At 67.0% G+C, this 24,369-nt stretch carries 22 protein-coding genes; 11 read left to right on the top strand and 11 right to left on the bottom strand.

All coding sequences use genetic code 11. From position 1 onward, the window contains the following. Positions 1–124 precede the first annotated feature (124 nt). The 3 genes from ABD05_RS01830 to ABD05_RS01820 all read left to right on the top strand — a co-directional run bounded on the left by ABD05_RS01830 (position 125) and on the right by ABD05_RS01820 (position 5,229). Positions 125–2,107 (top strand): DNA topoisomerase IV subunit B, encoded by a 1,983-nt coding sequence (locus ABD05_RS01830; protein WP_047898702.1) that lies wholly within the window; start codon positions 125–127, stop codon positions 2,105–2,107. Between the two features lie 81 nt (positions 2,108–2,188). Next, positions 2,189–4,510 (top strand): DNA topoisomerase IV subunit A, encoded by a 2,322-nt coding sequence (gene parC / locus ABD05_RS01825; RefSeq protein WP_047898701.1) that lies wholly within the window; start codon positions 2,189–2,191, stop codon positions 4,508–4,510. A 260-nt stretch (positions 4,511–4,770) separates the two neighbouring features. Further along, positions 4,771–5,229, top strand: coding sequence for a CopD family protein (locus ABD05_RS01820; protein WP_047898700.1), 459 nt, complete (start codon positions 4,771–4,773; stop codon positions 5,227–5,229). Positions 5,230–5,277: 48 nt separating this feature from the next. Here the strand turns inward: ABD05_RS01820 and ABD05_RS01815 are convergent, their stop codons facing one another. Further along, positions 5,278–6,162, bottom strand: a complete 885-nt coding sequence (locus ABD05_RS01815; RefSeq protein WP_047898699.1) for a LysR family transcriptional regulator — start codon at positions 6,160–6,162, stop codon at positions 5,278–5,280. Between the two features lie 111 nt (positions 6,163–6,273). On the opposite strand from ABD05_RS01815, the gene ABD05_RS01810 reads away from it, so the two are divergent. Then, entirely contained in the window at positions 6,274–6,720 is a 447-nt protein-coding gene (locus ABD05_RS01810) for a multidrug/biocide efflux PACE transporter (RefSeq protein ID WP_047898698.1), read from the top strand. Between the two features lie 68 nt (positions 6,721–6,788). On the opposite strand, the gene ABD05_RS01805 is transcribed toward ABD05_RS01810, so the two are convergent. The 7 genes from ABD05_RS01805 to ABD05_RS01775 all read right to left on the bottom strand — a co-directional run bounded on the left by ABD05_RS01805 (position 6,789) and on the right by ABD05_RS01775 (position 15,137). Continuing rightward, entirely contained in the window at positions 6,789–7,997 is a 1,209-nt protein-coding gene (locus ABD05_RS01805) for a chromate transporter (protein WP_047898697.1), read from the bottom strand. Between the two features lie 204 nt (positions 7,998–8,201). Beyond that, on the bottom strand, positions 8,202–10,541 hold the full coding sequence (locus ABD05_RS01800; RefSeq protein ID WP_047898696.1) for a bifunctional diguanylate cyclase/phosphodiesterase: 2,340 nt from the start codon (positions 10,539–10,541) through the stop codon (positions 8,202–8,204). A 217-nt stretch (positions 10,542–10,758) separates the two neighbouring features. Continuing rightward, positions 10,759–11,640: a PhzF family phenazine biosynthesis protein gene (locus ABD05_RS01795; RefSeq protein ID WP_047901030.1), complete on the bottom strand. Its 882-nt coding sequence runs from the start codon at positions 11,638–11,640 to the stop codon at positions 10,759–10,761. A 13-nt stretch (positions 11,641–11,653) separates the two neighbouring features. Continuing rightward, complete coding sequence (locus ABD05_RS01790; RefSeq protein WP_006478174.1) at positions 11,654–12,112, bottom strand: RidA family protein; 459 nt, start codon at positions 12,110–12,112, stop codon at positions 11,654–11,656. A gap of 43 nt (positions 12,113–12,155) precedes the next feature. After that, a complete protein-coding gene (locus ABD05_RS01785) occupies positions 12,156–13,337 on the bottom strand; it encodes an aminotransferase-like domain-containing protein (RefSeq protein ID WP_047898695.1) in 1,182 nt (393 codons plus the stop codon). Between the two features lie 152 nt (positions 13,338–13,489). Continuing rightward, positions 13,490–14,398: a DMT family transporter gene (locus ABD05_RS01780; protein ID WP_047898694.1), complete on the bottom strand. Its 909-nt coding sequence runs from the start codon at positions 14,396–14,398 to the stop codon at positions 13,490–13,492. 46 nt (positions 14,399–14,444) lie between these two features. After that, on the bottom strand, positions 14,445–15,137 hold the full coding sequence (locus ABD05_RS01775; RefSeq protein WP_047898693.1) for a VOC family protein: 693 nt from the start codon (positions 15,135–15,137) through the stop codon (positions 14,445–14,447). Positions 15,138–15,366: 229 nt separating this feature from the next. Between ABD05_RS01775 and ABD05_RS01770 the strand changes: the two genes are divergently transcribed. From ABD05_RS01770 to ABD05_RS01755, 4 genes are all read left to right on the top strand, one after another. Further along, the gene (locus tag ABD05_RS01770; protein WP_047898692.1) at positions 15,367–16,824 is read left to right on the top strand and encodes an aminotransferase-like domain-containing protein; all 1,458 of its coding nucleotides are present in this window, start codon (positions 15,367–15,369) and stop codon (positions 16,822–16,824) included. Between the two features lie 155 nt (positions 16,825–16,979). Beyond that, positions 16,980–18,878 (top strand): molecular chaperone HtpG, encoded by a 1,899-nt coding sequence (gene htpG / locus ABD05_RS01765; protein WP_047898691.1) that lies wholly within the window; start codon positions 16,980–16,982, stop codon positions 18,876–18,878. 8 nt (positions 18,879–18,886) lie between these two features. Continuing rightward, positions 18,887–19,486 (top strand): chorismate--pyruvate lyase family protein, encoded by a 600-nt coding sequence (locus tag ABD05_RS01760; protein ID WP_047901029.1) that lies wholly within the window; start codon positions 18,887–18,889, stop codon positions 19,484–19,486. Then, positions 19,486–19,962, top strand: coding sequence for a DNA-deoxyinosine glycosylase (locus ABD05_RS01755; RefSeq protein WP_047898690.1), 477 nt, complete (start codon positions 19,486–19,488; stop codon positions 19,960–19,962). Before ABD05_RS01760 ends, ABD05_RS01755 begins: the two co-directional genes overlap by 1 nt. Before the next feature lie 42 nt (positions 19,963–20,004). On the opposite strand, the gene ABD05_RS01750 is transcribed toward ABD05_RS01755, so the two are convergent. Further along, positions 20,005–20,259: a hypothetical protein gene (locus ABD05_RS01750; RefSeq protein WP_047898689.1), complete on the bottom strand. Its 255-nt coding sequence runs from the start codon at positions 20,257–20,259 to the stop codon at positions 20,005–20,007. A 42-nt stretch (positions 20,260–20,301) separates the two neighbouring features. Next, entirely contained in the window at positions 20,302–20,580 is a 279-nt protein-coding gene (locus ABD05_RS01745) for a YlcI/YnfO family protein (protein ID WP_047898688.1), read from the bottom strand. Between the two features lie 168 nt (positions 20,581–20,748). Between ABD05_RS01745 and ABD05_RS01740 the strand changes: the two genes are divergently transcribed. The 3 genes from ABD05_RS01740 (at position 20,749) to mctP (ending at position 23,655) form a co-directional block, all read left to right on the top strand. Further along, positions 20,749–21,666 (top strand): class I SAM-dependent methyltransferase, encoded by a 918-nt coding sequence (locus ABD05_RS01740; protein WP_047898687.1) that lies wholly within the window; start codon positions 20,749–20,751, stop codon positions 21,664–21,666. A 199-nt stretch (positions 21,667–21,865) separates the two neighbouring features. Next, entirely contained in the window at positions 21,866–22,108 is a 243-nt protein-coding gene (locus ABD05_RS01735) for a DUF3311 domain-containing protein (protein WP_047898686.1), read from the top strand. Beyond that, complete coding sequence (gene mctP / locus ABD05_RS01730; RefSeq protein ID WP_047898685.1) at positions 22,105–23,655, top strand: monocarboxylate uptake permease MctP; 1,551 nt, start codon at positions 22,105–22,107, stop codon at positions 23,653–23,655. Before ABD05_RS01735 ends, mctP begins: the two co-directional genes overlap by 4 nt. A gap of 61 nt (positions 23,656–23,716) precedes the next feature. Here the strand turns inward: mctP and ABD05_RS01725 are convergent, their stop codons facing one another. Further along, positions 23,717–24,169: a VOC family protein gene (locus tag ABD05_RS01725; protein ID WP_047898684.1), complete on the bottom strand. Its 453-nt coding sequence runs from the start codon at positions 24,167–24,169 to the stop codon at positions 23,717–23,719. Positions 24,170–24,369 lie beyond the last annotated feature (200 nt).

Below are 24,369 nucleotides of genomic sequence, written 5' to 3'. Positions count from 1 at the left end.
TTTCGGAGCAGTCCAAGCACACCGTTGTTTCGATTCGCTTTTTTACGGAACTCAACGTTTTGTCCACGATGTTATCCACACGAGGTGTGGACAACATCCCGATGAATGACGAAATACAGCGCCTATGTCAACGAAGAAACCCAGCGCGGCCTATAGCGAAGCATCGATCAAGGTGCTCAAGGGTCTCGAGCCGGTCAAGCAGCGGCCCGGCATGTACACCCGTACCGAGAATCCGCTGCACATCATCCAGGAAGTCATCGACAACGCGTCCGACGAAGCGCTCGGCGGCTACGGCAAGCAGATCACGGTCACGCTGCATACCGACCAGTCGGTATCGGTCGAGGACGACGGCCGCGGCATCCCGTTCGGCATGCACCCCGAAGAGGGCGTGCCGGTCGTCGAGATCGTGTTCACGCGCCTGCATGCGGGCGGCAAGTTCGACAAGGCCGCGGGCGGCGCGTATACGTTCTCGGGCGGCCTGCACGGCGTCGGCGTGTCGGTGACGAACGCGCTCGCGACGCGCCTCGACGTAACGGTCTGGCGCGACGGCAAGATCGCCGAGCTCGGCTTCGCCGAAGGCGATGTCGTGAAGGCGCTCACGACGCAAGGCGCGGGCCGCGGCGAGAAGAAATCCGGCACGCGCGTGCAGGTGTGGCCGAATCCGAAGTACTTCGATTCGCCGAACCTGCCGCTCGGCGAACTGCAGCGCCTGCTGCGCTCGAAGGCCGTGCTGCTGCCGGGTGTCGAGGTCGTGCTCGTCAACGAGAAAACCGGCGAGCGCCAGACGTGGAAGTACGAGGACGGCCTGCGCGGCTACCTGCTCGACGAAATGAACGGCAGCGAGCTGCTGATCCCGCTGTTCGAAGGCGAGCGTTTCGCCGATTCGCGTTCGGGCGACGATACGTTCGCCGAGGGCGAGGGCGCATCGTGGGTCGTCGCGTGGAGCGAGGAAGGCTCGCTCGTGCGCGAATCGTACGTGAACCTGATCCCGACGCCGGCCGGCGGCACGCATGAATCGGGCCTGCGCGACGGCCTGTACCAGGCCGTGAAGAGTTTCGTCGAGCTGCACAACCTGCAGCCGAAGGGCGTGAAGCTGCTCGCGGAAGACGTGTTCGCGCGTGTGTCGTTCGTGCTGTCCGCGAAGGTGCTCGACCCGCAGTTCCAGGGGCAGATCAAGGAACGCCTGAACAGCCGCGACGCGGTGAAGCTCGTGTCGTCGTTCTCGCGTCCCGCGCTCGAACTGTGGCTGAACCAGCACGTCGAGCACGGCAAGAAGCTGGCCGAACTCGTGATCAAGCAGGCGCAGGCGCGCACGCGCGCGGGTCAGAAGGTCGAGAAGCGCAAGAGCTCGGGCGTCGCGGTGCTGCCGGGCAAGCTGACCGACTGCGAGACCGAGGACATCGCGCGCAACGAGCTGTTCCTCGTCGAGGGCGACTCGGCAGGCGGCTCCGCGAAGATGGGCCGCGACAAGGAATACCAGGCGATCCTGCCGCTGCGCGGCAAGGTGCTGAACACGTGGGAAACCGAGCGCGACCGCCTGTTCGCGAACAACGAAGTGCATGACATCTCGGTCGCGATCGGCGTCGATCCGCACAGCCCGGACGACACCGTCGACCTGTCGAACCTGCGCTACGGCAAGATCTGCATCCTGTCGGACGCGGACGTCGACGGCTCGCACATCCAGGTGCTGCTGCTCACGCTGTTCTTCAAGCATTTCCCGCAACTGATCGAGCGCGGTCACGTGTGCGTCGCGCGGCCGCCGCTGTTCCGCGTCGACGCGCCGGCGCGTGGCAAGAAGGCCGCGCAGAAGCTCTATGCGCTCGACGACGGCGAGCTGGAAGCGATCCTCGACAAGCTGCGCAAGGACGGCGTGCGCGACACGCAATGGAGCATCAGCCGCTTCAAGGGCCTCGGCGAAATGAGCGCCGAGCAGCTGTGGGACACGACGATGAACCCCGACACGCGCCGCCTGATGCCGGTGAAGCTCGGCGAGCTCGACTACGAGGCGACCGTCGCGCGGATGACGATGCTGATGGGCAAGGGCGAGGCAGCCGCGCGGCGCGGCTGGCTCGAGGAAAAGGGCAACGACGTCGAAGCGGATATCTAGGCGGGCTCAATAAGCCCCCCCCCGCGCGGCCGGGCATGACGCCCGGCCCGGCCTCACGCCACTTACGAATACGGAATTCTGATGGACGACAACACTTCCGATCTCTTTGCCAGCCCCGACGCGCCCGAGAGCGACGCGCTGACGCTCGGCAACTACGCGGAGCAGGCGTATCTCAGCTACGCGGTCAGCGTCGTGAAGAGCCGCGCGCTGCCCGACGTGTGCGACGGCCAGAAGCCGGTGCAGCGCCGGATCCTGTTCGCGATGAACGAAATGGGCCTCGGCCCGGACGCGAAGCCGGTGAAGTCGGCGCGCGTGGTCGGCGACGTGCTCGGTAAATACCACCCGCACGGCGACCAGTCGGCGTACGACGCGCTCGTGCGTCTCGCGCAGGATTTCTCGCTGCGCTACCCGCTGATCGACGGGCAGGGCAACTTCGGCTCGCGCGACGGCGACGGCGCCGCGGCGATGCGGTACACCGAAGCGAGGCTCACGCCGATCGCGAAGCTGCTGCTCGACGAGATCGACCAGGGCACGGTCGACTTCATGCCGAACTACGACGGCTCGTTCGACGAACCGAAGACGCTGCCGAGCCGCATGCCGTTCGTGCTGCTGAACGGCGCGTCGGGCATCGCGGTCGGCCTCGCGACGGAAATCCCGTCGCACAACCTGCGCGAAGTCGCGGCCGCGGCGGTCGCACTGATCCGCAATCCGAAGCTTTCGCACGCGGAGCTGATGAACCTGATCCCGGGCCCGGATTTCCCGGGCGGCGGCCAGATCATCTCGAGCGACACGGAAATCGCGGCGGCCTACGAAACGGGCCGCGGCAGCCTGAAGGTGCGCGCGCGCTGGAAGATCGAGGATCTCGCGCGTGGCCAGTGGCAACTCGTCGTCACCGAGCTGCCGCCGAGCACGTCGGGCCAGAAGGTGCTCGAGGAAATCGAGGAACTGACCAACCCGAAGCTCAAGCTCGGCAAGAAGACGCTGACGCCCGAGCAGCTCAACACGAAGAAGGCGATGCTCGACCTGCTCGACGCAGTGCGCGACGAGTCGGGCAAGGAAGCGGCGGTGCGGCTCGTGTTCGAGCCGAAGTCGCGCACGATCGACCAGACGGAGTTCGTGAACACGCTGCTCGCGTACACGAGCCTCGAATCGAACGCGACGCTGAACCTCGTGATGATCGGCGCCGACGGCCGGCCGGGCCAGAAGGGCCTGCTGACGATCCTCGACGAATGGGTGAAGTTCCGCCAGCTGACGATGACGCGGCGTACGCGCCACCGTCTCGCGAAGGTCGACGACCGCATCCATATCCTCGAAGGGCGGATGATCGTCTTCCTGAACATCGACGAGGTGATCCGCATCATCCGCGAGTCGGACGAGCCGAAGTCCGCGCTGATGAGCGCGTTCGGCCTCAGCGAACGGCAGGCCGAGGACATTCTCGAAATCCGGCTGCGCCAGCTCGCGCGGCTCGAGAAGATCAAGATCGAGAAGGAACTCGAAGCGCTGCGCGACGAGAAGGCGAAGCTCGAGGAACTGCTCGCGAACGAAAGCGCGATGAAGCGGCTGATGATCAAGGAGATCGAGGCCGACGCGAAGCAGTACGGCGACGAGCGCCGCACGCTGATCCAGCAGGAAAAGCGCGCGACGTTCGAGGCGAAGGTGGTCGACGAGCCGGTGACGGTCGTCGTGTCGCAGAAGGGCTGGGTGCGTGCGCTGAAGGGCCACGGGCTCGACCCGGCCGGCTTCACGTTCAAGGCCGGCGACCATCTGTATGCGGCGTTCCAGTGCCGCACGCCGGATCGCCTGATCGCGTGGGGCAGCAGCGGCCGCGTGTACTCGGTCGACGTGTCGGTGCTGCCGGGCGGGCGCGGTGACGGCGTGCCGGTCACGTCGCTGATCGAGCTCGAATCGGGCTCGCACCTGATGCACTACTACGCGGCGCCGGCCGACCAGCAGCTGCTGCTCGCATCGAGCAACGGCTTCGGCTTCCTCGCGAAGGTCGGCGACATGGTGAGCCGCGTGAAGGCCGGCAAGTCGTTCATGACGATCGATGCGGGCGCGGTGCCGCTCGCGCCGATGCCGGTGCTGCCGAACGCGACGCAGGTCGCGTGCCTGTCGAGCGGCGGCCGGCTGCTCGTGTTCGGGATGGACGAGATGAAGACGCTGTCCGGCGGCGGCCGCGGCGTGATCCTGATGGCGCTCGACGACAAGGAAACGCTCGTGCAGGCGCTCGCGATCGATCCGGCGGGTGTCGTGCTGATCGGCACCGGCCGTGGCGGCAAGGCGCAGGACGACACGCTGTCGTATGCAGGGCTCGCGCCGCACATCGGCAAGCGCGCACGCAAGGGCCGCGCGCCGGAGTCGAAACTCAAGGTCGTCAACGAGCTGCGTCCGCTTCTCGGCTGACGGCTGACGGCTGACGCCGCGCGCGATCGTCCGGTTCGGCCGCGATCGAAGGCCGCACCTCCGCTTCGGCGGACGTGCGGTCTTTTCTTTTGGACTGCGGATTCGGGTAAGCAAGCGTGGCGCTGTCACGCGGAACTTGCAAAATATTGTGAAATCGCGCGTGGGGCCTGAACCGCGCGGCGACGGGCCGGTCGAACGACGTTCGATGCCGCGTGCGACGCGGCCGTTCGCCGCACCCAACCCATCACAGGATTGTCGCCATGTCCCACGCTGTTGCCGTCGCGCTGTTTCTTCATCTGCTGGCCGTTGCCGTGTGGGTGGGCGGGATGGTCTTCGCGAACTTCTGCCTGCGTCCGGCGCTGTCCGACCTGTCGCCGCAGCTCCGGTTGCCGCTGATCGAAGGCGTGTTCGGCCGCTTCTTCAACTGGGTGGCGGGTTCCGTGATCGTGATCCTGCTGTCCGGCGGCTTCCTGCTCGTGGAGTTCGGCGGCGCGCACGCGACGTGGTCGCTGCACGCGATGGCCGGGCTCGGCGTCGTGATGATGCTGATCTTCGGGCACATCCGCTTCGCGCTGTTCCCGCGCATCCGCCGCGCGGTGCAGGCGCAGAACTGGCCGGACGGCGCGCGTGCGGTGAACGCGGTGCGCCTGCTCGTCGTCGTGAACCTCGTGCTCGGTGTCGTCACGGTCGGTGCGGCAGTGCTGTCGCGCGGTTTCTGATCGTCCGGCGTCGGCCGGCGCCAACCGCAGATTCGCCGGTGTGCGCCGCTACGCGGCCAGCATCGCGTCGAGCAGCCACGAGCCGGCCGGGCCGAGCGGCCGGGTGCGCGACCATACCGCATCCACCCGCACGCGGCGCGGCCAGCCGCGTGCGTGCAGTTCGCACAGGCGATCGCGCGCGAAGTGGTCGACCATCCAGCGCGGCAGCTCGGCCCAGCCGAACCCCAGCACCGCCATCTCCAGCAGCATCAGGTAGCTCGGCGCCAGCCAGTGCTGCGTGCCGACGACGATCCGGTCGCCCGCGCTGCGGCCTTCCGTTTTCACGTAGGTATTGAGGCGCAGTTCGCGCACGTCGCGCAGCGCCGCGTGCGGCACTTCCGCGTCGCCGTATTCGGCGAGCGCGTGCGTGCGTCCGACGAACAGGCCGATCTCCGATTCCTCCGCCACCGTCGCCGCGCCGATATCGGCCGGGTAGGTCGCGCGCGCGGCCATCAGCCCGAGCTGCGCGCGGCCTTGCTGGATCAGGTCCAGCACGTCCTCGTGCTCGGCGATCTGGCATTCGAGCTCGAGCGCCGGAAAGCGCCGTTCGAGCGCCATCAACGTTTCCTCGTAGCGCTTCGACTGGTACGTATCGGACACGACGAGCGTCAGCCGTGCTTCTTCGCCCTGCGCGAGCCGCGCGGCCGTACGATCGATCGCCGCGCCCGCCTCGAGCGCGCGCTGCACCTGCGGCAGCAATGCGCGCCCGGCGTCGGTCAGCGTCGGTGCGCGCGTCGAGCGGTCGAACAACTGCACGCCGAGATCGATCTCGAGGTTCGCGATCGCCTCCGACACGGTCGACTGGCGCTTGCCGAGCTTGCGCGCGGCAGCCGTGAACGAGCCGAGCAGCGCGGCTTCGGCGAATGCGAGCAGGGCTTCGGGGGCGTGGCGCATGTGGCGCTCCGGGTTTCGTTATATCGGTAAAACCGATGATATCAAACTGGATTCATACGGTTTAGCCGATCAAAATGACCGACATGAATGAAGCAACGATCGGAGGGAACCATGAAACAGATGAACAAAACGGTAACGGAACGGCTGCTGCACGCGCTGACGTTCGAGCTGGTCGCGATCGCGCTGTGCGCGCCGATCGGCGCGTGGCTGCTCGACATGCCGGTATCGCACGTCGGCGTGCTGACGGTGATGGTGTCGCTGATCGCGATGGCGTGGAACATGACCTTCAACACGCTGTTCGACCGCTTCGAACGGCGCGCGGGGCTGACGCGCACGCTCGGCATGCGGATCGCGCACGCGGTCATCTTCGAACTCGGCCTCGTCGCGATGGTGGTGCCGGTTGCTGCGTGGTGGCTGAACGTGAGCCTCGTCGAGGCGCTACTGCTCGACCTCGGCATCGTGCTGTTCTTCCTGCCGTACACGTTCTGCTTCAACCTCGCGTACGACGCGCTGCGCGCTCGCTGGATGGCACGCCGGGTCGCGGTGCAGGCGGGTTGAAGCCGGTTGACTGTCGACGAATCCCGATTGATGCCGGCTGAGTCCGGCGGGGCGGCGGCTGCCGCCCGTCAGCGCGCGGCGGCCCACAGCCACACGCCGCATGCAATCGCGACCGCGCCGTAGACGGCATAGACGGGCACCCTGAGGCGCGTGAAGCACAGCGTCGCGAACGCGCCCGTCAGCCAGTAAATCGGGTCGGCCGGCTCGCGATGCAGGATCTTCACGACGGCGACGACGAGAAATCCCGTCGTCGCCGCGCGCAGCAGGCGCATCCCGTGCTCGAAGCGCGAATGGCGCTTGAGCCGGGCCAGGTGGTTCTGCGCAAACACGACGAGACAACCCGACGGAATGAACAGCGCGGCCGTTGCGAGCAGCGCGCCGACCCAGCCGTCGGTCAGGTAGCCGAGAAACGGCACGACGTTCAGCAGCGGCCCCGGCGCCACGGGCGACAGCGCGAACGCCAGCGTGAAGTCGTGATCGGAGATGCCCGTTGCCGGCGAGACGAACAGCGTCTTGAGCACCGGCAGCGCGGAAAAGCCGCCGCCGAACAATGTCATGCCGGCGCCTGCGAGGCGCGGCCACAGCAGTTGCTCCTGGTAATCGCCGGGCAGCGGCACCGCGAACAACACGACGAGCACGCCAAGCAGCACGAGCAGGTTGCGGTCGCGTCTCGACAGCGTGAAATCGACCGCGTCGCGTTGCGGCGGCCCGGTCAGCCAGCCCGCTGCAAACGCAGCGAAAAGAATTCCGACGAAAGCGGCCGGACTATGCGCGAAAGCGAGCAGAATCGTCGACAGCGCGGCGATCACCTGTTCGAGCCGCGTGCGCGCGAGCATGCGCACCTGCTTGACCCACGTGACGCCGATCAGCGCGGCGAGCACCATCCCGAAGTGATTGATCAGCATCGGCGACGCAAGCGAGCGCACGAGCGGTGTGCGATAGAAGATCGCGAACAGCGTCATCAGGATGGAGAACGGCAGCACGCTCGCGATGCCGGCGACCCATGCGCCGGCGCGGCCGTGCAGCGTCTGGCCGACCTGCACCGCAACGTTGCAGCCGACGGGGCCCGGCACGAGCCACGCGAGTGCGACGAGATCGCCGAATATGTGCGGTTCGATGCGTTGCAGCCGTTCTACGTAGTGGCGTTCGAGTTGCGCCATCATCGAAAGCCCGCCCCACGAGATCGCCGAAATGCCGGCGACGACCTTGAACAAGGTCCACAGGGATGCCTGTGCCTCTTCGACACGAGCGCTTGCTTCGACTTCGACGGTTGTCATGGTTGTGGTGTTGGCGCAGGGCCGGATCTCGCGCGTGTAGACGTTATCGGCGGCCGGCCGATACGTTGGCCCTCCCAATTGTCCGCCGCGCATCGCGACACTGCCATGCGCGGAAACGCTAATTAATAGACTGAAGAATAAGATCGGAAAACGAAACAATTATGGCAGCGCGCAACGCGCGCCATGGCCGCAGCCGCGGTGCGCTCAGGCGCCGGTGCTGCCCGTCGCGCGGTGCGCGATGACGTTCGGATGGTCGCCGCGCACGCCGAAGCGCGCGATCAGCGCGGGAATTGCGTCGGCCGGCACCGGGCGCGAGAACAGGAAGCCCTGTGCCTCGATCTCGCCGAGCGCGGACAGCCACGTGATCTGCTCCTCGGTTTCCGTGCCTTCGACGACGACGGTCAGGCCGAGCGAGCGCGCGAGATGCACGATCGACGACACCATCACGCATACGCTGCGATCGTTCGGGATCGCCTGCACGAACGAACGGTCGACCTTCAGCGTGTCGACGGAGAAGCGGTGCAGGTACGACAGCGACGAATAGCCGGTGCCGAAATCGTCGAGTGCGATCCGGATGCCGAGCTTCTTCAGCGCGACGATCTTCTCGGACACGAGTTCCGGATACTCCATCATCGCGGTTTCGGTGATCTCGATCTCGAGCCGGTTCGCGTCGATGCCGGTTTCCTGCAGCGTGTGCGAGATCGTTTCGATCAGGTCGCCACGCCAGAACTGCACGGGCGAGATGTTGACCGCGAGCGTCAGCGTGTCGTGACCCTCGTCGCGCCAGCGTGCGATCTGCTCGCACGCGGTGCGGATCACGAAGTCGCCGATCGGCACGATCAGTCCCGTCGATTCGGCGATCGAAATGAATTCGTTCGCGGAGATGATCCCGTGCTCGGGGTGATCCCAGCGCGCGAGCGCCTCGAAGCCGGTGATGGTGCGGTGCGTGAGGTCGATCTTCGGCTGGTACGCGAGGAACAGTTGCCCCTCGGCGAGCGCGACGCGCAATTGCTGTTCCCAGCGCATCAGGTGGTCGGCGCGGTGCGACAGGTGCGGCGCATAGAACTGGTAGCAGTTCTTGCCGGCGTCCTTCGCGCTGTACATGGCGAGGTCGGCCTTCTTCAGCAGGTCGATCTCGCTTTCGTTCGCGACGGTGTGCAGCGCGATGCCGATGCTCGCATGCAGCACGAACGAACTGCCGCGTACGTCGAACGGTTCGCCGAACATCCGGATGATCGCTTCCGCGAGCCGCACCGCGCGCCGCTCGACGTCGTCGCCCTTCATCACGACGACGAACTCGTCGCCGCCGATGCGCGCGAGCGAGCCTTCGTCGCCGACCGCATCGGACAGGCGCGACGCGGTCATCTGCAGCACGATGTCGCCGGCGTTGTGGCCGAGCGTGTCGTTGACGGTCTTGAAGTTGTCGAGATCGATGAACAGCAGGCCGAGCCGCGACAGGCTCGTCGGCATCGCCACGTCGTTGCGCAGCCCGCGCAGCGTCGCATAGCGGTTCGCGAGGCCGGTGAGCAGGTCGAATTCCGCGAGTTGCGTCATCTCGCGCTCGCGGCCGAGCAGCTTGCCGATCAGGCCCGTCGCGACGCCGAAGAACGCGAGCATCGCGAGCGTGATGAAGCTCGTCATCAGCAGGTAGACGTTGCGCGTGTGGTAGTAGTCCGCGAATTCCTCGGTTTGCGACAGGCCGACCATCACCGCGAGCGGATAGCCGTCGAGGTGGCGGTACGACACGATGCGCGTCACGCCGTCGAGCGGGTCGATGATCGTGCCGGTCACGCGCTCGGCGATCGGATACACACCCGATGCCGAAAACGCGCCCGGTGCGTTGCTGAGCGAGCCCGTGCGTCGCGCGAGCACCGCGCCCGTGTCGGACACGACCGCGATCACGCCTTCCTTGCCGATCGCCGCGTTGTTGTAGAAGTCGTTCGTGAAGTAACTCGGGTCTTCCGACACGACGACGATGCCCGCGAAGCTGCCGTCCGGGTTGTTCAGGCGCCGCGTCATCTGCAGCGTCCAGTGGCTCGACACGCGGCCGAGCACGGGCTTGCTGATATAGAGGCGGTCGTCGTTGTGCGACAGGTGGACCTTGAAGTGCTCGCGATCGGCCAGGTTGATCGGCTGCGGATGGATCTCGGCCGTGTTCGCGAACAGGATGCCCTTCGCGTTGACGAGCGATACCTGGATCAGCGTATCGCTCGGCACGACGCCTTTCTCGACGGCGCTCGCAAGATTGAAGTGCGCAGGCGACTTCTCGAACTCGAACTTGACGAAGCGGGTGATCTGGTCGACCTGGTGGATCGCCTTGACCGTATGCTGCTCGAGCGCGGAGGACAGGATCGCGGCGGACGCCGCCGCTTCCTTGTACGCACTGTCCTTCTCGACCGACAGCCGCGCGATGATCACAGCCCACAGCAGCGCAAGCGCCAGCATCCCGAGCAGCGGGATCGCGAACAGCGCACGCCGGCGCGATTTGCGCGGCGCGCGTAGCGGCCGGGTCGGCGGCGTAGGGTTGGACCGGGCGGAGCTCATCGAAGAGGGTGGCGTCCTGCTCGCGTGCGCCATCCGTCGGGATGGCCGGCTATGGTTGGGGTCGCCCCGGCGTCTGTTCGTTCGCGGGATGCGCAACCATCGACAGACCTCCGAAACAACGGATTAGGCCCGATATTACTGGCTGGAGCGTTTTTGCGATAGCTGGGCGAACCGTAGGGGCGCCGGACGGACCGGCGCCATCGCACATCGCGAAATGTCAGACAAGGGACCGGAACGTGCCGTCGACAACCGTGACGGCGTGGCCGCCGATCCACGTCGTGCCGTCGTCGTCGTAGCGGACGAAGATGCGGCCGTCGCGGCCGATCGCCGTGCCCTGGCGGGCCGTGTAGGACGTGCCGGGACGGCGTTCCTGCCGCGTCAGCAGACCGGCCAGCGCGGCGTTTGCGCTGCCCGTGACGGGATCTTCGCCGACGCCGAAGTTGCCGCCCGTCATCAGGCAGCGGATTTCGAACGTCGCGGGGCCGCCTTCGGCGTGCGGCGCGTAGACCGCGAGGCCGTCCGCGCCGTAGCGGTGCGTGAGCGCTTCCAGCGCGGCCGGATCGGGCGACAGGCCGATGCACGCGTCGGCCGACGTCAGCCGCACGACCAGCCACGGCGCGCCGTTGTCGACCGCGCACGGCTCGGCATCCAGGTCGATCGCGTCGCTGCGCAACGCGGCAGCCAGCGCCGCGTAGTCCGAACGGTCGAGCGGCGTGACGCGCGCCGGCGGCGCGGCGAACGCCCAGCCGTCGGCTTGCTCGCGCAGCGCGACCCGGCCGACCCCGCACTGCTGGATCAGCCGGCCCGGCGTGCGCGGCTGCGCGCCGCTTTCCAGGAACGCATGCGCGGTGCCGAGCGTCGGGTGGCCGGCGAACGGCAGTTCGCCGCCCGGTGTGAAGATCCGCACGCGGTAGTCGGCTTCCGGGTCGGTCGGCGTGCAGACGAACGTCGTTTCCGACAGGTTCGTCCAGCGGGCGATCGCGAGCATGTCATCGTCGCCGAGCGAATCGGCGTCGAAGATCACGGCGAGCGGGTTGCCCTTGAACGGCACCGACGTGAACACGTCGACCTGCTTGAAGCGGACGAGACGATCGGGCATCGCGATGCGCGTGTTACGCAACTTCGGCGATCAGCTCGATCTCGACGCACGCGCCGAGCGGGATCTGCGCGACGCCGAAGGCCGAGCGCGCGTGCTTCCCCGCATCGCCGAACACTTCGGCGATCAGCTCCGACGCGCCGTTCGTCACGACGTGCTGTTCGGTGAAGTCGAGCGTCGAGTTGACGAGGCTCATCAGCTTGACGATGCGCGTGACCTTGTTCAGGTCGCCGGTGTGCGCGTGCAGCGTTGCGAGCAGGTCGATCGCGATCGAGCGTGCGGCCGCCTTGCCGTCTTCCGTCTGAAGATCCGCGCCGAGCTTGCCGGCCCAGACCTTGCCGTCCTTCTTCGCGATGTGGCCCGACAGGTAGACCGTGTTGCCGCTTTGCGCGCTCATCACGTAGGCGGCGGCCGGTGCGCCGGCGGTCGGGAGCTCGATGCCGAGCGACTTCAGTTTGTCGTAGACGTTAGCCATGTGTTCGATTCCTCGTAGAGAGTCGTGACAGGAAAAGGGGGGATCAGAGGCGCTCGCGCAGCAGCTTGCCGAGGCGAGCCACGCCTTCCTCGATCTTCTCGGGCGGCACCGTCACGAACGACAGGCGCAGCGTGTTCTGCTGCGCGTCGTCCGCGAAGAACGGCGCGCCCGGCACGAAGGCGACGTGGTTGTCGACGGCCGCGGCAAGCAGCTTCATGCTGTCGATCTGCGCGGGCAGGTTCACCCAGATGAACATCCCGCCTTCCGGGCGGTTCCACGTGACACCTTCCGGCATGTGGCGTTCGAGCGCGCCGAGCATCGCGTCGCACTGCGCGCTGTACAGCTCGCGGATCGTCGGGATGTGCTCGTCGAGGAAGCCGTCCTTGATCACTTCGTGCGCGATGCGCTGCGTGAGCGTCGGCGTGTGCAGGTCGGTGGCCTGCTTGGCCTGCACGAGCTTGAAGTGGAGTTCCTCGGGGGCAATGATGTAGCCGATCCGCAGGCCCGGGGCGAGCACCTTCGAGAACGTGCCGAGGTGCACGACGTGGTCGGGCGCCATCGACAGCATCGTCGGCAGCGGCTCGCCGCGGTAGTTCAGCGCGCCGTACGGATCGTCTTCCAGCACCGGGAACGGGCTCGACTGCGCGAACGCGGCGAGCGCGCGGCGGCGCTCGACGGGCAGGCGGCGGCCGGTCGGGTTCTGGAAGTTCGGCTGCGCGTACAGGAGGCGCGCGCCTTGCGTGAGTTCGGGCGTGAGGCCTTCCGGCAGCAGGCCCTGTTCGTCGGTCGGCACCTGCACGTAGCGCGGCTCGTACAGCGAGAACGACTGCAGCGCGCCGAGGTAGGTCGGCGTTTCGACGAGGATCGGGCTGCCCGGATCGATGAGCGCCTTGCCGAGCAGGTCGAGCGCCTGCTGCGAGCCGGTCGTGATCAGCACCTGCGACACGCGCACGCTGTAGCGCTCGGCGATCCACTCGCGCAGCGGCAGGTAGCCTTCGGTCGCGCTGTACTGGAGCGCGGCGGCCGGCGCGTCGCGCAGCACGCGGTCGGCGGCGGCGCGCATGCGCTCGGCCGGGAACGTCGCGGGGGCGGGCAGGCCGCCGGCGAACGAGATGACCTCGGGGCGTTCCGTGACCTTCAGGATCTCGCGGATCGCAGAGCTCGTCAGCTTGCGGGCGCGTTCGGAAAGCTGCCAGTGCGGCGGATGCAGGTCGCTCGGATTCATAGTCTCCTCGTTCGGATATCGTGGTCAGTCAAGAAAGGTCGTTCGGGCGGATCGCTTCGACGCTGCCGGGTGGGCATGCGCGAGCGCGGTCGAGCCTTCGCGGCCGGGTGGGCAAAACCGATCAGGCAAAACAGCCATTATGGCGCACCTGTTCAGCCGGCGCGAGCCGGTTGCGCGGTGGTGGCGATCGCCGAGCGGCGCCCGAGCACCACGGTGGCGATCACGGCGGCGGCGAACAGCCACGTCGACGGCGTGACCGTCTCGCCGAACAGCAGGGCGGAAAATGCGATCGTGAAGAAAATCTGCAGCAGTTGCACCTGGCCGACGCGCGCGATGCCGCCCATCGCGAGCCCCGCATACCATGCAAAAAAACCGATGAACTGCGAAAAAAGGGTCACGTAGCCGAACGCGAGCCACGTGCGCAGCGCGAGCGGGCTTGGATGCGCGGCATGCTGCATCCACGCGAGCCAGCCGACCGGCAGCACGAGGAACGGCGCGGACACCACGAGCGCCCAGCAGATCACCTGCCAGCCGCCGATCTGGCGCGCGAGGCGCGCGCCTTCCGCATAACCGAGCGCGCCGATGCCGACCGCGACGAGCATCAGCGCGTCGCCGGCCTGCACGGTGCCGCCGCCGTCGCGCAGCGCGAACGCGATCACGAGCGCGCTGCCGGCCACCGCGCTGGCCCAGAATGCCTTCGACGGCCGCTCGTGCGACAGCCAGGCCGCGTACAGCGCGACGAACAGCGGCTGCAGCCCGTTGACGACCGCGCCGTGGGACGCCGGCACGGATTTCATCGCCCATGCGGAGAACACCGGGTACGCGATGATCACGCCGGCCGACGTGATCGCGAGGCTTTTCAGTTGTGCGCGGGTCGGCAGCGCCTCGCGGCGCCACCACAGCAGCAGGCCGGCCGGCACCGCGGCGGCGAGCGCGCGGCCGAGCCCGTTGAGCAGCGGATTGAGTTCGGACACGACGATACGCGTCATCGGCAGCGTCAGGCTGAAGATCATCACGCCGATCAGGCCGAGCAGCATGCCCCGGGTTTCGCGCGAATTCATGTCGTGGGTGTCTCCGTATTGCAGGGTGGTTGTAATCGAGGGGTGTTCAGCGCAGCGTGCGCGCACCTTGCGGCGTGTCGAATTCGGCGACCAGCGCGGGCGGGCCGTCGCCGGTTTCGAGATCGAGCAGATGCGCGGCGCCGAGCCAGTCGAGCTGCTCGCGGATCGCGTCCGCACGCGGGTGGGTGCCCTTGAGCGCCTTCAGCGCGACGCCGTCGGGCGGCAGCGATTCGGCCGGGTGGTGCGGGCTGTCCCACTGGATCAGCGACGGCACGAGGCCGTCGCCCGAACCCTGCCAGGCAGGGAACGCGCCGTCGTCGGGCACCGTGAGGCCCCAGCTCAGGTCGCCGCGCCGCATCGCGACGACGGGCGGGATGCGGGCCGGGTACTGGCTTTGCCACAGCGCGAGCAGGCGCGGGCGGTCGACACGGGCGACCCAGTGCGCGAGAAACGGGCCCTGCGCGAGCCGGGCTTGCATCGCCGGATCGTCGAGCGCGAACAGCCGCGCGCGCGGCGGCGCTGCGCCGTCGTCCGGGGCGGGGGCGTCGGGGTCGATCGCGATCACTTCGAGGTAGAGCCCGCCCCATGCGCCGAACAGCGCATTGTGGGTCCGCATCAGCGGGTGGCGGCCGCCGCCGGCCGGTTCGATGCCGAGCGCGTCGGCGACATGGCGCACGCCGTCGTCGAGTGTGCGTGCGGCGATCACGAGGTGGTCGAGTGTCAGGGAGCGGGCTGGCATGAACGTCGGTCGGGAAGCGAAAGTGTCATGGTAGGCGGGCGATGCGCCGGGCGGTTGCCGGACCGGCCGGCGCATGGGCCGCGGACGGGCCGGTCGGCGCGGTTCCCGGTGCGGCGGGGCCGGAACGGCGGCCGCACGGTCGCCATTGCGGTCAACTGTAATCGTCGACACCGGCACAGTAACGGTACAATCGGCGCGATAGCCTTCGGTACAGTTGGAGCTGCCGCCCATGTCCACCGTTCCACTCGCCCAGATTCCCGCGCCGCACGATACGGCCACGCTCACGCTCGTCGACCAGCTTGTCCAGTGGGCCCGGCGGCGCATCGACGAACGCGTGTTCCGTCCCGGCATGCGGATGCCGTCGATCCGCAAGCTCGCGCTCGACAAGAGCGTGTCGCGCTTTACCGTCGTCGAGGCGTACGAGCGCCTCGTCGCGCAGGGTTACCTCGACTCGCGGCGCGGCTCCGGCTTCTACGTGCGCGAGCGCACGGCCGGCCCGCAGCCGGTCGACAACCTGGCGCGCGGGTCCGAAGCCGCGCCCGTGCACAACACGATCGACGTCGTCTGGCTGCTGCGCAACATGCTGCACACCGTCAGCCCGGAAAAGGGGCCCGGTCTCGGCTACCTGCCGGGCCGCTGGCTCGACGGCGAGCTGATCACCGGCGCGCTGCGCGCGCTCGGGCGCCAGTCGGGCGCGCAGATGCTCGGCTTCGGCACCGCGCAGGGTTTCCTGCCGCTGCGCCAGCAACTGCAGACGCGCCTCGCCGAAGTCGAGATCGGCGCGACGCCCGACCAGCTCGTGCTCGTATCGGGGATCACGCAGGCGATCGACCTGATTTCGCGGATCTACGTGCGGCCCGGCGACGCGGTGATCGTCGGCGATCCCGCGTGGTTCCAGATGTTCGGCCGCTTCGCGTCGCAGGGCGCGCAGCTCGTCGGGATGCCGTACACGCCGGACGGCCCCGATCTCGACGCGCTCGAGACGCTCGTGCAGATGTGGCGGCCGAAGATGCTCGTGATCAATTCGGTGCTGCAGAACCCGACCGGCACGTCGCTGTCGGCCGCGCAGGCGTTCCGGATCCTGAAGCTCGCGGAGGCGTACGACTTCCTCGTCGTCGAGGACGACGTGTACGGCGACCTGTGCCCGCCGAGCTATCCGGCCACGCGCCTCGCGAGCCTCGACCAGTTGAAGCGCGTGATCTACCTCGGCAGCTATTCGAAGACGCTCGCGGCGAACCTGCGGGTCGGCTACGTCGCGTGCGCGCCGGAGATCGCGAAGGCGGTCACCGACCAGAAGATGCTGGTCGGGATGACGACACCCGAGCTCAACGAGCGCGTGCTTTACAAGATCCTGACCGAGGGGCATTACCGGCGCCATGTCGAGCGGCTGCGCGCGCGGCTCGACGGCGTGCGCGACAAGACCGCGCGGATGCTCGAGCGCACGGGGCTCGGGCTCTTCGCGATGCCGGCGGCCGGGATGTTCCTGTGGGCCGACACGGGCGTCGATTCGGACGCGCTCGCGGCGGTCGCGCACGAGGCCGGCTTTCTGCTGACGCCGGGCAGCCTGTTCTCGCCGCAGCAATCGCCGTCGACATGGATGCGCTTCAACGTCGCGAACTGCGGCGATCCGGCGCTGCCGGGGTTGCTTGCCGGCTATATCGACTCGGCCGTGCGGCGCGCGTCGTGACGCGGCACGCCGACCCTTGAAATCACGCGCGCCGTCCCCAGATACGCGCGCAAACCGCTTGCGCCGGGCGGACGTCCTTCACGGGCTTGCCGGCATCGCGCGCCGGGCGCCTGCGCCCACCATTTCACCAGTTCAAGTAAGAGGAAACAGCATCCATGGCACACGAAACGATGAGCTTTCAGGCAGAGGTCAAGCAACTCCTCCACCTGATGATCCATTCGCTCTACAGCAACAAGGAAATCTTCCTGCGCGAACTGGTGTCGAATGCGTCCGACGCGGCCGACAAGCTGCGTTTCGAGGGGCTCGCGGACAACGCGCTGTACGAGAACGATCCGAACCTGCGCATCCGCATCGGCTACGACAAGGCCGCGCGCACGATCACGATCGACGACAACGGCATCGGCATGAGCCGCGACGAGGCGATCGCGAACCTCGGTACGATCGCGCGTTCGGGCACCAAGGAATTCTTCACGAAGCTGTCCGGCGACCAGCAGAAGGATGCGGCGCTGATCGGCCAGTTCGGCGTCGGCTTCTACTCGGGCTTCATCGTCGCGGACAAGATCACCGTCGAGACGCGCCGCGCGGGCTTGCCGGCGAACGAAGCCGTGCGCTGGGAAAGCGCGGGCGAGGGTGATTTCACGATCGACGCGATCGAGCGCGTACAGCGCGGCACGACGATCACGCTGCACCTGCGCGAAGGCGAGGACGAGCTGCTGTCGTCGCATCGCCTGAAGTCGATCATCCAGAAGTACTCCGACCACATCGCGCTGCCGATCCTGATGCAGAAGGAAGAATGGGATCAGGAAAAGGGCGAGATGGTCCTGAAGGACGAGGACGAGACCGTCAACCAGGCGAGCGCGCTGTGGACGCGTTCGAAGGGCGACATCACCGACGAGCAGTACACGCAGTTCTACCAGCACGTCGCGCACGACCATCAGGATCCGCTCACGTGGACGCATAACCGCGTCGAGGGCCGCAGCGAATACACGCAACTGCTGTTCGTGCCGTCGCATGCGCCGTTCGACCTGTGGAACCGCGATTATCGCGGCGGCCTGAAGCTGTACGTGAAGCGCGTGTTCATCATGGACGACGCCGAGCAGCTGCTGCCGCAATACCTGCGCTTCGTGAAGGGCGTCGTCGATTCGGCCGACCTGCCGCTGAACGTGTCGCGCGAGATCCTGCAGGAAAGCCGCGACGTGAAGGCGATTCGCGAAGGCGTGACGAAGCGCGCGCTGTCGATGCTCGAAGAGCTCGCGAACGCGGAAGAGGATGCCGGCAAGGAGAAGTACAAGACGTTCTGGGGCGCGTTCGGCCAGGTGCTGAAGGAAGGCCTCGGCGAAGATCACGCGAACCGCGAGCGCATCGCGAAGCTGCTGCGCTTCGCGTCGACGCACGGCGATACCGACGCGCAGGACGTGTCGCTCGCCGACTACGTGTCGCGCATGAAGCCCGAGCAGAGCAAGATCTACTACGTGACGGCCGACGCATGGCAGGCCGCGAAGAACAGCCCGCATCTCGAAGTGTTCCGCAAGAAGGGCGTCGAGGTGCTGCTGCTGACCGATCGCGTCGACGAATGGATGCTGTCGTTCCTCAATGAGTTCGACGGCAAGCCGCTCGCGAGCGTTGCGCGCGGCGACCTCGATCTCGGCGAGCTGAACGACGAAGAGAAGAAGGCGCAGGAACAGGCGGGCGAGGCGATCAAGCCTGTCGTCGAGAAGATGAAGGAAGCGCTCGGCGACAAGGTGAAGGAAGTGCGCGTCACGTTCCGCCTGACCGATTCGCCGTCGTGCCTCGTCGCGGACGACAACGACATGAGCGGCTACCTGCAGCGGATGCTGAAGGCGGCCGGCCAGAACGCGCCGGCGATGCAGCCGATCCTCGAGATCAACCCCGAGCACGCGCTCGTGAAGCTGTTGAACGCCGACAGCGCCGATTTCGGCGACTGGTGCCATCTGCTGTTCGACCAGGCACTGCTGGCCGAAGGCGGCATGCTCGACGATCCGGCGAGCTTCGTGAAGCGGACCAACGCACTGCTGCTGTCGCGCGCCGCGTGAACGTGCGCATGCGATTCGACGGCGGACAGGCCGGCTGGCGCGAGACGCCGCGGCCTGGCTGTACGCTCGACCAGCGCGACTGGCTGACGCGCGGCGGATCGCTGACCGCGCATCTCGCGCGGCTCGGCCGCGTGAACGTGCGCGTGACGCGCGAGGCCGTCGACTGTCCATGGTTCGACGAGCCCGACGCGCTTGCCACTTTGCCGCGCGCGCCGATGTGGGTGCGCGAGGTGATCCTGTCGGTCGACGGTACGCCGTACGTCGCCGCGCACAGCATCGTGCCGCTCGCCGCCAGCAAGGGCGTGTGGCAGGCAATGCGGCGGCTGCGCACGCGGCCGCTCGCGGAGCTGCTGTACAGCGATCCGCAGGTCGAGCGCTCGGCGCTGGTCAGCCGGCGCGTGATTGCTGGCCATCCGCTGTATGCGCTTGCGAGCCATGCGCTTGGCGCAGGCGCGCGCGCGCCGCATTCATTTGCTGCGCGGCGCTCGGTGTTCCAGCGTCACGGCAAACCGCTGATGGTCACCGAGTGCATGCTGCCGGCGCTGTGGCGCCATCTCGACGCGCACGGCGACGGGCCGCGTTCGGGCGGCACGGGCGGAGGCGCGTGATGCTGCAGGGTTTCGGGCCGGTGGTCGGGCCGAATACGCATACGATGATCCTCGGCAGCTTTCCGGGCGAGGCATCGCTCGATGCCGCGCAGTATTACGCGCATCCGCGCAACCAGTTCTGGCGGCTGCTCGGCACGGTGCTCGGCGAGCACGGGCTGCACGAGCTTGCGTACGATGAACGGCTCGAGCGCGTGCTGACGCACGGGATCGGTATCTGGGACGTGCTTGCCGCGTGTCATCGCGAGGGCAGCCTCGATTCGGCGATCCGCAACGCGGAGCCGAACGATTTCGATTCGTTGCGGGAGCATGCGCCATTGCTGAAGCGCGTGTGCTTCAACGGCAAGACGGCAGGGCGGTTTGCCGACGTGATCGGCAGGGCCGGGTACGAGACGCTGGTGCTGCCTTCGTCGAGCCCGGCGAATGCGATGCTGTCGTTCGAGCAGAAGCTGGTGCAGTGGCGGGCGATTCGCGGCTGACGCCGGTATGAGTGCCACGGAGTGCGGGCTCGCTCCCAACGCTCAATCGTCCTTGCCCCATCTCCACCCGGGCTTCTCGCCCTTGATCCAGCATACGGCGATCAGCAAAGCGGACAGCACCACGATGCAGGCGCCGTACGCGAACGGTGACTTGTGCGGCGGCAGCAGCCAAGCGCTCGCAACGATCCCGATCACGAACAGCAGCAGCACGAGCCAGCCCTGCCACGCGACCGGCAACCCCCATCCCCATCCGTAGCGCTTGGCCGGAAACCAGATCTTCTTGTCGTTCGAGGCCATGTGGTCCCTCGTCGTCCGACGGTTGTGACGCGAATCGTTCCGTCAGCGAGCTTGCCGCTGGCGATCACGCATCGCATCGAGCCGGCATTGCAGCCGTTCGAGCACGACGAATGAGGAAACATACTGGTCCGCGTGCATCGCCTTGTCGCGGGACGCAATGCCGCGTGCAATGAACTCGCTTTGAAGCCGGCGACGCTCGATGCCTTCACGGATCGATTGCTCGACGAAGCTCGATAGCGTTTCGCCGTCACCCAGGACGCGTTCGGCAGCGGCGAGCAGTTCCGGCTCGACGTGGACGGATGGAAAGGTGGCGGTCTTCATCGGATAACTTCCTCCAACACGGTTGCGATGCATTATCGTTCACGCCGACCATGGGTGCACGCCGACCGATCAACGGAGCGTAGCGGTGAATCTGTCTCCTCTGGCACCACCCCGCACCAATGCTATCCTCTCGTCCGCTCATCCAGCATCACCCTGCGAGATTCAATCATGACCCGACTGATCAAGCGCGCGTCCGCCGAGGCGCGTGCATTCAAGCAAGGCAAGCCGTCCTCCTACAACGGCTCCGAAAAACTCCAGCCGCCGCGCGTGAAGCGCCGCCCGGACATCGACGAACACGACGACGTGCCCGTGCTCGAAGCGCCGCGCAAGCCGCGCTTCGCGCCCGTCACGTTCTCCGAAGAGGGCGGCGTGCGCTTCCTGCACTTCGGTACCGAATGGGTGCAGGGCGCGATGCGGATCTCGAAGCCGCTGCATATCGAGCTCGAGTACGCGCAGCAGATGATGGCGTGGCTGCTGTTCCTCGAAACGCCCGAGCGGATCGTGCAGCTCGGGCTCGGCACCGGCGCGCTGACCAAGTTCTCGCACCGCTTCCTGCCGCACGCGAAGGTCGAGGCCGTCGAACTGAACCCGGCCGTGATCGTCGCCGCGCGCACGATGTTCGCGATGCCGCCCGACGACGCGCGCCTCGCCGTGCACGAAGCCGACGCATGGGATTTCGTCAACGATCCGGCCAACCGCGGCACGACGGGCGCGCTCCAGATCGACCTGTACGACGCGACCGCGCGCGGCCCGGTGCTCGACAGCGTCGCGTTCTACCGCGCGGTGCGCGGCTGCCTCGCCGACGCGGGCATCGCGACGATCAACCTGTTCGGCGATCATCCGAGCTTCGTGCGCAACATGAAGCACCTGAACGCAGCGTTCGATCACCGCGTGATCGCGCTGCCCGAAGTGCACGACGGCAACCGGATCGCGATCGCGTTCTCGGGCCCTGCGCTCGACGTGCCGTTCGCGCAGCTCGACACGCGCGCGAAGCTGATCGAGGACACGTTGAAGCTGCCCGCGCGCAAGTGGGTGAAAGCTTTGAAAGAAACGACCGGTGCACGCGATACCTCGTTCGCGATCTGACGCTTCATGCACCGGCGGCATGCCGGTGCAACTGCGCGACAAGGGGCGGATCACCTCGGGTTCGCCCCCGCTTGACCGCGTGCTCGCGGCTCCTATACTGGCGCGAAGCCAGCGGAGCCGCAGCCTACCCGTTTTGCCGCTCCTCTCGCCGCCGTACCCGCTCAACAAGATCGATAACCGGGAAAGATGAGGAGACGTCATGGCTCACGATGCCGACGCCAACCGGGCCGCGAAGCGCTGGCTCTGGCTGCTGGTACTGCCGCTGATCGCGATGGTCTGGGTGCCGTCGTACAACAAGGTCGATCCGCAATGGTTCGGCTTTCCGTTCTTCTACTGGTACCAGCTGCTTTGGGTCTTCATTAGCGCGGTGATCACCGCGTTCGTGTATTTCAAGACCAAGAACGCATGGAAGGCGAGCGGCCCGCAAGGAGGTGCGCGATGAATCTCGGCGCAACCTTCGTTTTCGTCCTGCTCTTCATCGGCGTCACGATCATCGGCTTCCTGGCCGCGAACTGGCGGCGCGGCGATCTCGCCCATCTCGACGAATGGGGCCTCGGCGGACGCCGCTTCGGCACGATCGTCACGTGGTTCCTGCTCGGCGGCGACCTCTACACCGCATATACGTTCGTCGCGGTGCCCGCGCTCGTGTTCGGCGCCGGCGCGATGGGCTTCTTCGCGCTGCCGTACACGATCCTGATCTATCCGTTCGCGTTCGTCGTGTTCCCGAAGCTGTGGAGCATCGCGAAGCGGCACGGCTACGTGACGGCCGCCGACTTCGTCAACGCGCGCTACGGCAGCCGGATGCTCGCACTCGCGATCGCGGTGACGGGCATCCTCGCGACGATGCCGTATATCGCGCTGCAGCTCGTCGGCATCGAGGTGGTGATCGGCGCGCTCGGTTTCGACACGACCGGCTTCGTCGGCGACCTGCCGCTGATCATCGCGTTCGCGATCCTCGCCGCGTACACGTACACGTCGGGGCTGCGCGCGCCCGCGATGATCGCGATCGTGAAGGACATCCTGATCTACATCACGATCGCTGCCGCGGTCATCGTGATTCCCGCGAAGCTCGGCGGCTTCGGGCACATCTTCGCGAGCGTGCCGCCCGCGAAGCTGCTGCTGAAGGCGCCGGACGCGGCGAGCCTGAACGGCTACAGCGCGTACGTGACGCTCGCGATCGGCTCGGCGCTCGCGCTGTTCCTGTATCCGCACTCGGTCACGGCCATCCTGTCGTCGTCGTCGGGCAACTCGATCCGCCGCAACATGGCGATGCTGCCCGCTTACTCGTTCGTGCTCGGCCTGCTCGCGCTGCTCGGCTACATGGCGCTCGCGGCGGGCGTGAAGGACATGCCGCAGTACGCGCCGTACTTCAAGGCGTTCGGCCCGAACTTCGCGGTGCCCGCGCTGTTCCTCGAGTATTTCCCGTCGTGGTTCACCGGCGTCGCGTTCGCGGCGATCGGCATCGGCGCGCTGGTGCCGGCGGCGATCATGTCGATCGCCGCCGCGAACCTCTATACGCGCAACATCCACCGCGAGTTCGTGAACCGCAACATGACGCACGACCAGGAGACGCACGTCGCGAAGCTCACTTCGCTGATCGTGAAGGTCGGCGCGGTCGCGTTCATCCTCGGGCTGCCGCTGACCTATGCGATCCAGCTGCAGCTGCTCGGCGGGATCTGGATCATCCAGACGCTGCCCGCGATCGTGCTCGGCCTGTACACGCGGCTGCTCGACCATCGCGGCCTGCTGGTCGGCTGGGCGGCCGGCATCGTGTGCGGCACGTGGATGGCGGTGTCGCTGAAGCTCGCGAGCTCGATCTTCACGATCCACCTGTTCGGCCTCGCGATTCCCGGTTACGCGGCCGTGTGGTCGCTGATCGTGAACCTCGTGGTGTCGGTGGCGGTGAGCGTGCTGGTGCGCGTGATGGGCATGGCGCATGCGGAAGATCGCACGCGGCCGGAAGACTATCTCGACGTCGTCGAGAGCTGAGACGGGTGAGGCGGGGCAACGAAAACGCCCGCCACCGCGAGGTGGCGGGCGTTTTTTTGCGTCAGCCCTGCGCGCGTTTCGCGAGATCCTCGCGTTGCGACAGGTCCTCGACGTTGACCATCCAGTGCACGCCGAAACGGTCCTTCGCCATCCCGAAGCCGAGCGCCCAGAACGTCTTGCCGAACGGCATCGTCACTTCGCCGCCGTCGGCGAGCGCATTGAACAGCTTCTGGCCTTCCTCGACCGTCGCCGGGTTCAGCGACAGCGAATAGCCGGCGTGCGTGCCGCCCGGCTGGCTGCAGTCGCCGTCAGAGCACATGATCATCGAGTCGCCGATCGTGAAGCTCGCATGCATCACCTTGTCGGCCATCTCGGGCGTGATCGCGTGTTCGGGGTTCGGCGGCGCATCCTTGAAGTGCATCTTGAACATCGTCTTCGCACCCAGCGCCTTTTCGTAGAACTGAAGGGCTTCGTCGGCGCGGCCGTAGAACGTCAGATACGGTTGAACTTGCATCGTTGTCTCCTGTGATGGACCGGTCCCGCGCGTCGGCGCGGGTTCGGGGTCGTGCAAGGTTGACTGGGATGGGGCACGTCGAGAGGCGGCCGGCGCACCCGTGACGTGGATTGTAGTGCGCGCGCTTGACGATGGAATGAAAAATAAAAACGGCCGCGAACATGACGTTCGCGGCCGTTTGCGGCGCGCTTGCTGACGGC

Origin of the sequence: Burkholderia pyrrocinia (genome assembly GCF_001028665.1) — a bacterium.
Lineage (GTDB): Bacteria > Pseudomonadota > Gammaproteobacteria > Burkholderiales > Burkholderiaceae > Burkholderia > Burkholderia pyrrocinia.
This window is presented reverse-complemented; position numbering and strand designations above follow the sequence as displayed.